A 13,397-nucleotide genomic window follows, 5' to 3' on the forward strand; every position below is an offset into this window, starting at 1 on the left:
AAGCTTGTCTTGTTATTCATTCATCACCCATTCTTTTACAGGTGCAAAGCTCTTTCGATGATAAGGGGTAATGCCATGACTTTGAATAGCGTGTATATGTTCCTTTGTACCATACCCCATGTTTTGTTGAAAACCATATTCAGGAAATTGCGTTGATAATTCCACCATTAATCGATCTCTAGCAACTTTTGCTACTATCGAAGCAGCTGCTATAGACACACTTTTTGCGTCCCCTTTAATGATAGAATCCACCATAAAAGGTGTTTCAAGTTTCATTGCGTCTATAAGCAAAACCTCTGGTTGGGGGCTTAAAGAAGCAATTGCAGCAAGCATAGCTTTTTTTGTTGCCTCATAAATATTGACACGATCAATTTCAGCAGCGTCAATCTTTGCCACACTAACTGCTAACGCTTCACGTCTAATGATTTCATCATATTCATTGCGCTTTTTTTCAGAAATTTTTTTTGAATCATCAATACCTGGCAAATAAAAATCCTCAGGCAAAATAACGGCGGCTGCCACAACTGGTCCGGCAAGCGGCCCCCTGCCAACTTCATCCACACCAGCTATATATTTATAGCCTTGGGTCCGCCATTTGATTTCATAGCCCTTCATTTCAACAAACTTTTCTTTTAGCTGTCTTTCCTGTTCCATTTTCTTTTGCCATCTATGTATTAATTGTTGAACCCCTTTACGTTCATCCTGCTGAATCCTTATATAAAAAGGGTCGCTCTCATCTTTAATGTTAGTAAGCTGTTGTTCAATTTCTGCTATTGTTACTATTTTCATTTTCTTCACCCGTTGTAAATCATACCTTTCCCTCCGATTAATTTCAATGACCAAAAATAAACAAAAAGACCCTCCATATGTGAAAGTGAAGGGTTCCGTTTTTCTGGTGCATTATATTAAATGATGACACAAGAATAGTGGTATCTAGGTTCATAGGGTCCGCACGCTTCGGTTTAAGGAAGAGGTTAAGCACCTGAGTTGATAAATAGGCGAAGAAATTCCGCTTAATTTGAAATTGGTAATAAAAAAAGCTTAAACAGACGGAGAAATTCCGCCTATTGGCTCGAAAAATTCGCTTATAATCAATTTTGCATGAATTAAGCGGAAAACCTCCGATTAATTACCCCGAAACAATGATTGATTCAGCATTTAAACGGAAAATCTCCGCTTATTCTACTTTTCCTGCTTACTAGATTAAGGTTTGTTTATTTCTGGTCAGTTTTATCGATGAAATCACTTGGTCTTTCAAATGTCAGCGGTCCAAATCTTTCAGACCGAATCTCCCTGATCACCAGCTCGGATACTTTATCATAATCAACAATTCCGCCGGCTCCGAGACAGCCTCTAAGCTCTCCTATTTGGTCAAACATCTCGACCACATTTTCAGGGACAGAATCGAGTTTGTATCGTTCTTTAAGTCTCTCGGGATAATGCTCTGATAAAAACTTAATTGAAAAGACAACTAAGTCCTGCAAATTTAGCAGCGTGTCTTTAATCGCCCCTGTTACAGCTAGTTTTTTCCCAACCTCTTGGTCTTCAAACTTTGGCCAAAGAATACCCGGAGTATCTAATAATTCCAACTCTTTGCCAACTTTAATCCACTGCTGAGCTTTTGTTACACCTGGCATATTCCCTGTCTTTGCGATATTTTTCTTTGCGAGCCGATTAATTAATGTTGATTTTCCGGCATTAGGAATCCCAACTATCATAGCTCGAATCGCTCTGGGGTTCACTACACCCTTGGCTCTTAGGCGGTCAAATTTTTCTTTTAAAATTTCATGAGAAGCCTGAACAATATCCCTCATTCCTTCTCCAGCCTGAGCATTGATCGCTATTGCTTTTATTCCTTTTTGAGCAAAATAGGCAATCCACTCTTTTGTAGCTGCTTTATCCGCCATATCCGCTTTATTTAACAGAACCAACCTTGGTTTATGCTGAATAATTTCATCAATCATTGGATTTCGGGATGAATAAGGAATTCTCGCATCCACTAATTCATAGATAATATCTACTAGTTTTAGTTTTTCTGTGACTTCTCTTCGAGCTTTTGCCATATGACCTGGAAACCATTGTATTGTCATAGCTGTCACCTCCTAGGTCTTCTATTTCACGATATGTGCATCTTTTAAAGGCCAGTACACAATACTAGTATTCCCAATTATTTTGTCTAATGGGATGGTTCCAATATGTCTGCTGTCTTTACTAAATCGACGATTGTCACCCATTACGAACAACTCGCCTTCTGGCACCGTTTCAGTACCTACTGGAGTTTCTTCAAGCGTAAAAGGATCAGTAAGCGGTCCTTCTACCTTTTTCTTGTATTCATCCAAATATGGTTCTTTATACGGCTTACCATTTACATATAAGGTATCGTCTTTGTATTCGATACGGTCTCCCGGAAGTCCAATTACTCTTTTAATGTAATCCTTCTGTTCAGGCGCATGGAAGACGATAATATCAAAGCGTTTTGGCTCACCAATATTATAGCTTAGCTTGTTTACAATCATACGATCTTGGTGCTGCAGTGTCGGCATCATAGAGAGCCCGTCTACTACAATTGGTGCAAAAAGAAAATAACGAATGACAGCTGCTAGTGCAACAGCAATTAATAGTGCCTTCGTCCATTCCCAAAGTTCATTCTTCTTTTTTATCATTTCTTGTTCCCCGCCAATCACAAAAAAAATGTTTGCTATTCTCTTATTTTACATAAAAATTGTATATTAAACACGTGGGGCTGCACTTTTTAATCAAACTTTAATATTACTAAGATTTGAAATGATATGTACGAAAAAAGAGCTTGCAGAGCAAGCTCTTTCTTTTATTATCTAATTTCTTTAATACGAGCTTTTTTACCACGTAGCTTACGTAAGTAGTATAGCTTAGCACGGCGAACTTTACCGCGGCGCAATACTTCAAGCTTCGCAATTTTAGGTGTGTGTACAGGGAAAGTACGCTCAACGCCTACTCCGTAAGAAACCTTACGAACTGTGAAAGTTTCGCTAATTCCACCACCACGACGCTTAATCACTACACCTTCGAATAGCTGAATACGCTCACGAGTACCCTCGACAACTTTAACGTGTACACGTACAGTATCACCAGGACGGAACGCAGGTAAATCAGAACGAAGTTGTTCTTTTGTGATTTCTTCAATTAATTTTTGCATCGTTTTCAACTCCTTCCAACAGACGCTCTTGCATATCTACTATCCTATATCATTGCAGCGGAACATCGTTATAAGACCATACTGAATTCATCACTCAGCTCAAGTCACAAGATGTATAATAACATAAAAGACATATCTATGCAATAACTACTCGTATTCTTTTTTTATTTCATTAAGCCATTTTTCTTGTTCTTCGGTTAAATCTATTTTTTCTAGTAAGTCAGGTCTTCTAAGGAATGTTCGTCTAATAGCTTCTTTGTTTCTCCACTCTTCGATTAATTTATGATTACCTTGCAGCAGAACATCTGGAACCTTCATGCCGCGAAAATCAGAAGGACGTGTGTAATGAGGGTGTTCCAATAAACCTGTACTGAATGAATCTTTCATATGTGATTCTTGATTTCCTAAGACTTCAGGTAAAAGACGGACGACACTATCAATCACTACCATTGCTCCAAGCTCTCCGCCAGTTAAGACATAATCTCCTATTGAGATTTCGTCTGTTACCACATGTTCACGTATTCTTTCATCATAGCCCTCATAATGACCGCAAACAAATATCAGGTGCTCCTCCTGCGCCAATTCCTCTGCTGTTTTTTGGTCATATGTTTTTCCTTGAGGGCAAAGCAGGATCACTCTTGTCCGATCACTTTCCGCCTGTTCCTTTAATGCTGCAACAGCGTCAAATAGCGGCTGAGGTTTTAATACCATTCCGGCGCCACCACCATAGGGATAATCGTCAACAGTCTGATGTTTATTATCCGAGTAGTCCCGAAAATTGACAACATTGTATTGAACAGCTGATTTTTCAGCTGCTTTATGTAAAATGGAATGTCCAAATACACCTGAAAACATCTCAGGAAATAATGTAAGTACATCTATTTTCATCATGAAAGCAGCCCTTCCATTGGTTCAATTAAAATAACTTTTTCTTTAATATCTACTTTTTTTACAACATCTTCAATATAAGGAATCAGTATTTCTTTGCCGCCAGGCGATTTAATTACCCATACATCATTTGCCCCGGGGGAAAGTATCTCAGTAACCTTACCAATTTCCATACCGCTTGTTGTAGCCACGAGGCACCCAATAATCTCATGGTAATAATATTCATCCTTTTCAAGATTGCCTAACTGCGATTCTGGGACCTTAAGGATTCCATCCCTAAACTTTTCAACCTCGTTGATATTTTCAAATCCTTCAAAGGTTAGAAGATTAAAATTTTTGTGAGTACGGTGGGTTTTTACGGTCAATTCAATGGGCTTATTTGATCCTGGCATAAATAAATACAATGTATTCCCTACTTTGTAGCGCTGCTCTGGGAAGTCAGTTTTAGAAATAACCCTGACCTCACCTCTAATTCCGTGTGTATTGACGATTTTCCCAACATTAAACCATTTTTCCATTCTGCTTGTCACCTCTATCTTATTTCCTCGATCATACCGTCTTTAATGATGATTGTCCGGCGCTCTGCTACTTCATCCCAATTGTCACCAACATTTACTTCAACAAGGGCCTGCACTTCTTTTTCTTTTAATTCACTGCCTAATGGTAGCATATGTAGTTGTTCGATTTGAAACTCATAAAGCTTTTCTTTGTCATGGCGTTTTTTCAGTTCTTTTTCAAAATGAGTTTTCAGCGCACTAGCTTGATATTTTTTCGCCTTTTCTAATTTTTTTAACTCAAATTGAAGTTGCTCATATTCTTTTTGCATCTGCAGCTTACCTGCAAAATATTTTTCAAGCAGCTTTTGTTTGCTTTGCTCCGTCAAGATTTGCTTTACGATCACAGTTTGAATAAGTTGCATAAAATTGCCTCCTCAAGATCTGTTTTCTTGATAGCAAAAAAGGGAGGAATTTCATTCCCCCCTTAATCTAGATGCAAAAAGCTATTCACCAATTTCTAGAAAAATTTTCTTTTGTTGTGAAGATCCTGCTGCATATACAACAGTCCTAATGGCCTTTGCAACACGCCCTTGTTTACCAATCACTTTTCCCATGTCTGTCTTATTGACAGTAAGGTAATACGTGATTCGCTGATCCTCTTCGTTGACATTCACGCGAACATCTTCTGGAAAATCAACAAGCGGCTTTACAATCGTTTCAATTAATTGCTTCATAGCAATTACTTGCTTAACTTAGCATTATGGAATTTTTCCATGATGCCTTGGTTAGAGAAAAGGTTACGAACTGTATCAGATGGCTTCGCACCATCTTGTAACCACTTAAGAGCTAATTCTTCGTTGATTTGGATTGCAGCTGGTTGAGCTACTGGATTGTAAGTTCCAATCACTTCAATATAACGTCCATCACGAGGAGAACGAGAATCTGCTGCTACGATACGATAGAAAGGAGTCTTTTTAGCTCCCATACGCTTTAAACGAATTTTTACTGCCATTTTAAATAAGCACCTCCGAATAGTTTCACACAAGATAGTATATTATCAATTATTAATTCATTTGTAAAGTGTTTTTTCTTTACAGTATTATTTCCAATTTCAGACAGCTCTAAACATGTTGTCCAGCTACAGCGCCTAGGGGCTTGGGGTCATAAGCCACCCCGTCAAGAAGGTTAAAGAACAACCTTCTCGCCGTCTCGTCTTATGCCTGTCGCCCCTGAACAAGGCGCTTCCGCTTTTCGTTTTAAAAAGGTTTAAACGGAAATTTAAATCCGCCTTTTTTCTTACCTTTTTGCTGCATTCCTGTCATTTGCTTCATCATCTTTTTCATATCTTCAAACTGCTTTAATAAACGGTTTACTTCAGGAACGGTTCTGCCGCTTCCTTTGGCAATCCTTCGTTTACGATTTGAATTCAGAATTTCTGGATGACTCTTTTCTTCAGTGGTCATAGACCGAATGATGGCTTCTACGTGTGCAATTTGCTTCTCTTCAATTTGAATATTATTCAAACCTTTAATTTTGTTTGCACCAGGCATCATCTTTAATAATTCATCAAGAGGCCCTAAATTACGGACTTGTCCCAGTTGCTCTAAAAAGTCGTCAAGCGTAAAAGATGCCGTCCGCATTTTCTGCTCAAGCTCTTTTGCCTTTGCCTCATCAACATTTGCTTGTGCCTTTTCAATTAGGGTAAGCACGTCACCCATGCCGAGAATCCTAGAGGCCATCCGTTCAGGATGAAATGGTTCAATGGCGTCCATTTTTTCCCCTAGACCCACAAACTTAATAGGTGTTTGAGTAACAGCACGAATGGACAGCGCTGCCCCGCCTCGCGTATCACCATCAAGCTTTGTTAAGACAACCCCAGTTAACCCAAGTTGTTCATTAAAGCTTTGAGCTACATTAACTGCGTCCTGACCTGTCATTGCATCAACTACGAGAAAGATTTCATCAGGTTTCGTAAGCTCTTTAATGTCCTTTAGCTCACCCATTAGGTTTTCATCGACATGTAAACGACCCGCAGTATCGATGAGAACATAGTCATGATGTTCTTCTTTTGCCTGCGCAATAGCTTGCTTAGCGATTTCCACTGGGCTTACTTGGTCACCAAGAGAGAATACTGGCATATCTAATTGTTTTCCAAGAGTTTGAAGCTGCTTAATGGCAGCAGGGCGGTAAATATCAGCTGCTACAAGCATTGGCTTACGGTTATACTTTTTACGAAGCAGGTTGGCAAGCTTACCTGTCGTTGTCGTTTTACCAGCACCTTGTAATCCAACCATCATGATCACAGTAGGAGGACGATTAGAGGCAGCAATCTTACTTTGCTCACCGCCCATTAATTCTGTCAATTCTTCATTAACAATTTTAATAATCTGCTGACCAGGGGTTAAGCTTTTTAGTACTTCTTGTCCTACTGCACGTTCGCTGACTTTTTTAACAAAGTCTTTAACGACCTTAAAATTAACATCGGCCTCGAGTAGTGCGAGACGGACTTCACGCATCATTTCTTTTACATCCGCTTCCGTTACTTTGCCTTTTCCACGGATTTTTTGAATCGTATTCTGCAGTCGGTCGGCTAATCCTTCAAACGCCATTTATGCCGCCTCCTAATCTAATTTCTCAAGCTCGGCAACCACTTCCAGCATTGCCTGCTTTGATGGGTCTTCTTCAATTAGCAATTCTTTTACATGCTTCAATAGTTTACTGCGCTCTTGAAATTTCTGAAATAGTAATAGCTTTTCTTCATACTCCTCAAGCATAGCTTCCGTACGTTTGATATTATCATATACAGCCTGACGGCTTACAGCGTACTCTTCAGCGATTTCTCCAAGTGAGTAATCATCTAAATAATAGAGAGACATATAGCTTTGCTGCTTTGGTGTTAACAACGAATAATAGAAATCATAAAGATAATTCATTCGTGTTGTTTTTTCAAGCATGCTTATCCCTCCCTTTGTTAAGTGAAAAGCCTTTACAAATGTAGTTTACACAGTCATTTCAAGTCTGTCAAGAAAATATCTTTACATCAATTTACAGCATCATCCACTTGGTCGGCAAATAACCCATAAACATACTGCTCTGCGTTAAATTCCTGTAGGTCATCCATTTTTTCACCAAGACCGACGTATTTAACAGGGATTTTCAATTCATTTCGAATCGCTAAGACAATACCGCCTTTTGCTGTACCGTCCAGTTTGGAAAGAACAATCCCGCTTACATTCGTTACCTCTTTAAAAGTCTTAGCCTGAATAAGTGCGTTTTGACCCGTTGTTGCATCTAGTACGAGCAGAACCTCATGTGGTGCACCGGGTACCTCACGCTCGATTACCCTTTTTACCTTTTCTAGCTCTTTCATTAAGTTGACTTTGTTTTGTAGGCGCCCAGCAGTATCGCAAATCAAAATGTCTACTTTCCGAGATTTAGCAGCCTTAATTGCGTCATACATAACAGCTGCTGGGTCAGAGCCTTCTGCCTGTTTAATCACGTCTACTCCGACTCTTTCTCCCCACACTTCTAACTGTTCAATGGCACCAGCCCGGAAAGTGTCACCTGCTGCTAATAAAACAGATTTTCCCTCAGTCTTAAACTTATGACCAAGTTTCCCGATGGTCGTGGTTTTTCCCACACCGTTAACACCGACAAATAAAATAACAGTAAGTCCATCCTCTTGTATATTTAACTTAGAAGATTGCTCCTCTCCTGCATTATAAATATCGACCAGCTTTTCTGAAATAACACTTTGAACTTCTTGTGGATCCTGGATATTTCGGCGTTTCACTTCCATCTTCAGCTCTTCGATTAGCTTCATAACGGTATCAAAGCCTACATCTGCCTGGATTAAGATTTCTTCTAATTCCTCGAAGAAATCTTCGTCTACTTTTCGGTACCTAGCTACAAGGTCATTTACCTTGCCAGAGAAATTATTTCTCGTTTTCGAGAGACCGTCTTTAAATTTTTCGGTTACAGCCTCTGTTTGTTGCGTTATTTTCTCTTTTAACTTTTTAAAAAAACTCATTCTTCTTCACTTCCTATGATTTAAGTTTCAACAAGCTCCTTCGTATCCTCCAGCCGGACAGAAACGAGCTTTGAGACACCTGATTCCTGCATGGTTACACCATATAAAACATCCGCTTCTTCCATCGTACCTTTTCTGTGAGTGATAACAATAAACTGTGTTTCAGAACTAAACCTCTTCAAGTATTGACTAAAACGAAAAACGTTTGCCTCATCTAATGCTGCTTCTACCTCATCCAATATACAAAACGGCACAGGACGGACTTTTAAAATTGAGAACAGCAATGCAATCGCTGTTAATGCTCGTTCTCCCCCTGATAATAACCCAAGGTTTTGAAGCTTCTTACCCGGTGGTTGTGCAACGATTTCTACACCTGTATTTAATAAATCCTCTGGGTGGGTAAGTTTTAAATCTGCTCTTCCACCGCCAAATAACGCTCGGAACACAGGTTCAAATTGCTCACGAATTCCATAAAACGTCTGTTCAAAACGTTTTTTCATTTCAGTATCCATTTCGTCGATGACTTGATAAAGTGTATCCTTCGCCTCTTGGAGGTCGTTCTTCTGCTCATTTAAAAATTCATATCTTTCCGAAACTCTCTCGTATTCTTCAATGGCTCCAATATTGACACTCCCAAGTTCCTCGATGGCAAGTTTAATCAACTTTACCTTTTTCCTAGCTTCTTCTACTGGCAAATCGAGTGGATACTGTTCTTTCGCTCCCTCAAAAGAAAGTAAATATTCTTCTCTAAGATGTGCAAGCTTTGTTTCAAGTTCCACATCCAAGCGATTGATTTTCACTTCTTCATCCTTTAAAACTTCAACCATCCCTTTATGAAGTCTCTTTATTTCTTTTGCCTCAATTTCGGCATCTTCAAGTGCCGAATGCATTTGGAGCCGTTCCTGCCTCCTAGACGAGATAAGTGAAATGGTTTCTTCCTTGTCCTGCTGTTTACGTTTTGCAGCAATCTCTAACTGTTCTTCACCGGAAGTACTCCCCTCCATTTCCGATGTAAGCAGCATAAGATCCTCTTTATATAGCGCGAACCGCTCTTGGCTCTCGTTTAATTCTTCATCGATCATACCTAAACGATCTTTTGAATTTACAAATTGCTCATTCTTTGAAGCATATTCCACTTTTAAATCCGTTATTTCCTTCATCAGTGTATCTTTTGATGAGATATCATTCGTTTTTTGTTCTGTAAGTTTAGCAATTTGACTATCAAGAAAAGTTATCTTTTCTTTAAAGCCAGCAATCGCTTCCTTAAGTTCAGATGATCGGATTGTTATCGTTGATTGTTCCTCTATTAATTGACCTTTTTCAAGGTCATAAATTTTCAAGCGGTCGTTAATATTTTTGGCTTCAAATTCAGCTTCACGGAGATCACCTTTTAATGTTTGCTCCTGTTGTCTTAATTCTTCACCAAACCTTCGCAATTTTTCTAGCTCTAGTTCATGTGTTTTAACATCCGCTTTTAATGACTTTACATGACTTTCTAAACTTGAAGTTTTTTCACTCATGATGATGAGCTTTTCTTTCAACTCTTCAAGCTCACCTTTTCTCGTTAATAACGAACTTGTCTTTTGCTTTTGTGCCCCGCCTGTCATTGACCCGCCTGGATTCACGATATCGCCATCTAAAGTAACCATACGACAACGATACTGGAGGGTTTTAGCCATTTCGTTAGCACCCTTTAAATCTTTTGTAATAATAACATTACCTAAAAGGTTACTTATTACCTCAGAGTACTTAGGATCAAAGCTTACTAGATCTACTGCACTCCCTATCAGTGAAGGATGGTTTTGAATAGATAAAACTTGAGAGGATGACAATAATCGGCCTTTAATAACGCTTAAAGGTAAAAAGGTTGCTCGCCCGTATGAATTCTGTTTCAAGTATTGAATAGCCATACGAGCATTTTGTTCCGTATCTACGACTATGTGCTGCAAGGCTCCGCCTAACGCTGTTTCAAGTGCTGTCTCGTACTCCTTAGGCACCGTTATAAGCTCGGCAACAGCACCTTCAATTCCGTGCAGCTTTTTTCCCCTAGCTTTTAATACTTCTTTTACGCCTTGGAAAAATCCAGAGTAGTCTTCTTCCAGTTCCTCAAGCATTTCTTTTCTTGATTTCGCCTGTTGAAGAATTTGATAAGCCTGGTATAAAGTCTTTTCTTGCTTTTGATAGTTATTTTGGACATTCTCAAGCTTGCGCTGCTTCTCCCTAAAACTTGTAACCTGACTGGAGAGCCTTGATTGTACCTCTTCTAGTACTGCCTGAACTTGCAGCATTTTATCTTGAGCATGTTCCCTTTCCTCAAGGAATTTAACATTTTCAGAGTCAAGGCGTGAGCTCTTTGTTTCTTGCTGTTCTAGCCGCTGATCAATAAACTTAAGCTCATTTTTTGCACCAGCTTGCTCATTTAAAAGTTCAATATATTCACTTTTTAAAGCTTCAATTTTTTCTTCAATATTTTCGGTAAATAACGCCAATTTCCCCTGTTTTTCTTTTAACTGTGTTTGAAGTAAATTTACCTGTTCATTCAGTTGATTCACTAAGGCTTCTTGATTTTGTTTGTTACGTTTTAAATGTGAGATTTTATCCGTCAGTTCACTAATACCCTTTTCGAGCTGGGCTCTATTTTGAGAGGCATTTTTCTTGCGTTCTTTTAGTACCTCTTTCCTGCCTTCTAACTTTTCAAGTTCCTCACTTGCATGGAGGAGAACATTTTGCAAATCAGTAATCGACTCATCAAGTGCAGCAATGTGGTCCCTTGTTTCTTCTATCTTTGCTTCCTTTACTTGCAGCTGGGCCGAAAGTTTAATTTCTTCCTGCTGATGCTCTGTTAGCTGCTCCGATAGATGGGTCCATTTTTGGTGTAAATCTTCAATATCATAAACGGTTAAGGCTACTTCGATGTTTTCAAGTTCTGCTTTTTTCTCTAAATAATCTTTTGCCATGGAGGCCTGAATCTTCAGTGGTTCAACTTGTCCTTCGAGTTCATGAAGAATATCATTCACTCGATTTAAATTATCCTGTGTTTCTGCTAATTTAACTTCTGCTTTTTTCTTACGATTTTTATATTTCAAAACACCTGCAGCTTCTTCAAAGATGGTTCTTCGGTCTTCCGCCTTACTGTTGAGAATTTCTTCCACTTTCCCTTGGCTGATAATGGAAAAAGCTTCTCTGCCAAGACCAGAGTCCATAAACAAATCTATAATATCTTTAAGTCTGCAAGGCTGTTTATTAATTAAATACTCACTATCTCCTGCACGGGTGACTCTCCTCGTTACACTCACTTCATTGTAATCGATGGCTAATCCTTCGTCCTGATTATCCAGCGTTAACGTCACTTCCGCATAATTTAACGGCTTTCTAGAATCGCTTCCCGCAAAAATGATATCTTCCATTTTGGAGCCTCTAAGTGATTTCGCAGACTGCTCACCTAATACCCAGCGGATGGCATCTGTTATATTACTTTTCCCACTTCCATTTGGGCCAACTACAGCAGTGACTCCTTGAACAAAATCCACCCCAATACGATCTGCAAAAGATTTAAAGCCAATGATGTCCAACCGTTTTAAAAACATATCCTTTTCCTCCCTAGAGCTTGGCCGGAATCTTTCCTTAGCTTAGCATTCTATGGTTGTTTTTCTATGATGATTTAGCCTTTAAGACCTCCAATGCCATTTGGGCGGCATGCTGTTCAGCTTCTTTTTTTGATTTACCTGTACCGATACCTAATTCTTCACCATTTAATGAGACTCTTGAAACAAATTCTTTGCTATGAGCAGGGCCTTTTTCAATTAATACCTTATATTCAATTAAACCGGTCCCATCTCTTTGAATTAGTTCTTGAAGCTGGCTTTTGAAATCCATCACATGAGAAAAAGCACCCTCATTTATTTTAGGGAAGACCACTTTATCTAGAAATCCGTTTACTACCTCAAGTCCTTTATCCAAGTAAAGTGCACCAATAAATGCTTCGAATACATCCGCTAACAGTGCTGGGCGCTCCCTGCCCCCTGTCATTTCTTCACCCTTGCCTAACAAGATCAACTTGCCAAAGCTAAGTTCGTTTGCCATGGTTACAAGTGAAGGCTCACAGACAATAGCAGCCCGGAGCTTTGTCAGCTCTCCCTCACTCATCATTGGATATTTTAAGAACAAGAACTTTGAAACCGTTAGTTCTAGTACGGCATCCCCTAAAAATTCAAGCCTTTCATTATCTTCATAAGGCTTTCTGCGATGCTCATTCACATAGGATGAATGAGTAAATGCTTGTTTTAATAGTTTTTCATTTTCAAAATGAATACCGATCCTCGTTTGAAAATCCTTAAATTGATTTTCTTTTGCGCGATTGTTCATTTCTTTTTCCTTACCTTTTCTGCGCATTAAAGTCTCCACCTTGCATATTTTTTACACATACCTATCAATAGTTTAAGTAAAATCAATTCAAAACGCAAAGAAACCTGGCAGTATTTTTTTAAGACTGCCAAGTCTTATAATACAGAAAGAAGCTCCGTTTGAAAACGGAGCTTTTGAAGAAATCCAACGAATTAATTTTTGCTATTTATGTAATTAACAGCATCACCAACTGTGCCGATTTTTTCAGCATCATCGTCAGAAATTTCCATATCAAACTCATCTTCCAATTCCATAACTAGTTCAACTACGTCAAGGGAATCAGCACCAAGATCATCTTTGAATGAAGCTTCAAGTTTAACTTGTGACTCATCTACGCCTAAACGGTCAACGATGATTTTTGTTACACGCTCTAATACCTCTGCCATTCTAGTTCACCTCCCCT

General features: G+C 39.0%; 15 protein-coding genes. All 15 read right to left on the reverse strand.

Annotated elements, in window-relative coordinates; genetic code table 11:
- Positions 1–12: 12 nt before the first annotated feature.
- Positions 13–789, reverse strand: coding sequence for a ribonuclease HII (locus ACN6MT_RS24945; RefSeq protein ID WP_419888519.1), 777 nt, complete (start codon positions 787–789; stop codon positions 13–15).
- 425 nt (positions 790–1,214) lie between these two features.
- On the reverse strand, positions 1,215–2,090 hold the full coding sequence (gene ylqF / locus ACN6MT_RS24950) for a ribosome biogenesis GTPase YlqF (RefSeq protein ID WP_419888520.1): 876 nt from the start codon (positions 2,088–2,090) through the stop codon (positions 1,215–1,217).
- Positions 2,091–2,111: 21 nt separating this feature from the next.
- Positions 2,112–2,663 carry a signal peptidase I gene (gene lepB, locus ACN6MT_RS24955; protein WP_034675731.1) on the reverse strand — a complete coding sequence of 184 codons (552 nt, stop codon included), beginning with the start codon at positions 2,661–2,663 and terminating at the stop codon, positions 2,112–2,114.
- A 167-nt stretch (positions 2,664–2,830) separates the two neighbouring features.
- Positions 2,831–3,175: a 50S ribosomal protein L19 gene (gene rplS, locus ACN6MT_RS24960; RefSeq protein ID WP_034675704.1), complete on the reverse strand. Its 345-nt coding sequence runs from the start codon at positions 3,173–3,175 to the stop codon at positions 2,831–2,833.
- A gap of 147 nt (positions 3,176–3,322) precedes the next feature.
- Entirely contained in the window at positions 3,323–4,066 is a 744-nt protein-coding gene (gene trmD / locus ACN6MT_RS24965; RefSeq protein ID WP_419888521.1) for a tRNA (guanosine(37)-N1)-methyltransferase TrmD, read from the reverse strand.
- Complete coding sequence (gene rimM / locus ACN6MT_RS24970; RefSeq protein ID WP_419888522.1) at positions 4,063–4,581, reverse strand: ribosome maturation factor RimM; 519 nt, start codon at positions 4,579–4,581, stop codon at positions 4,063–4,065. Before rimM ends, trmD begins: the two co-directional genes overlap by 4 nt.
- A gap of 14 nt (positions 4,582–4,595) precedes the next feature.
- On the reverse strand, positions 4,596–4,982 hold the full coding sequence (locus ACN6MT_RS24975) for a YlqD family protein (RefSeq protein ID WP_419888523.1): 387 nt from the start codon (positions 4,980–4,982) through the stop codon (positions 4,596–4,598).
- Between the two features lie 81 nt (positions 4,983–5,063).
- Entirely contained in the window at positions 5,064–5,294 is a 231-nt protein-coding gene (locus tag ACN6MT_RS24980) for a KH domain-containing protein (protein WP_034675712.1), read from the reverse strand.
- A gap of 5 nt (positions 5,295–5,299) precedes the next feature.
- Complete coding sequence (gene rpsP / locus ACN6MT_RS24985; protein ID WP_034675715.1) at positions 5,300–5,572, reverse strand: 30S ribosomal protein S16; 273 nt, start codon at positions 5,570–5,572, stop codon at positions 5,300–5,302.
- 244 nt (positions 5,573–5,816) lie between these two features.
- A complete protein-coding gene (gene ffh, locus ACN6MT_RS24990; RefSeq protein ID WP_034675717.1) occupies positions 5,817–7,169 on the reverse strand; it encodes a signal recognition particle protein in 1,353 nt (450 codons plus the stop codon).
- A 12-nt stretch (positions 7,170–7,181) separates the two neighbouring features.
- Entirely contained in the window at positions 7,182–7,514 is a 333-nt protein-coding gene (locus tag ACN6MT_RS24995) for a putative DNA-binding protein (RefSeq protein ID WP_034675720.1), read from the reverse strand.
- 86 nt (positions 7,515–7,600) lie between these two features.
- On the reverse strand, positions 7,601–8,590 hold the full coding sequence (gene ftsY, locus ACN6MT_RS25000; RefSeq protein WP_419888524.1) for a signal recognition particle-docking protein FtsY: 990 nt from the start codon (positions 8,588–8,590) through the stop codon (positions 7,601–7,603).
- 20 nt (positions 8,591–8,610) lie between these two features.
- Positions 8,611–12,177: a chromosome segregation protein SMC gene (gene smc, locus ACN6MT_RS25005; protein ID WP_419888525.1), complete on the reverse strand. Its 3,567-nt coding sequence runs from the start codon at positions 12,175–12,177 to the stop codon at positions 8,611–8,613.
- Between the two features lie 64 nt (positions 12,178–12,241).
- Entirely contained in the window at positions 12,242–12,982 is a 741-nt protein-coding gene (rnc, locus tag ACN6MT_RS25010; protein WP_419888526.1) for a ribonuclease III, read from the reverse strand.
- Positions 12,983–13,146: 164 nt separating this feature from the next.
- Positions 13,147–13,380 (reverse strand): acyl carrier protein, encoded by a 234-nt coding sequence (acpP, locus tag ACN6MT_RS25015; protein ID WP_045515275.1) that lies wholly within the window; start codon positions 13,378–13,380, stop codon positions 13,147–13,149.
- Between the last annotated feature and the right edge of the window lie 17 nt (positions 13,381–13,397).

Source organism: Neobacillus niacini, from assembly GCF_048572935.1.
Taxonomy (GTDB): Bacteria; Bacillota; Bacilli; order Bacillales; family Cytobacillaceae; genus Neobacillus; species Neobacillus niacini.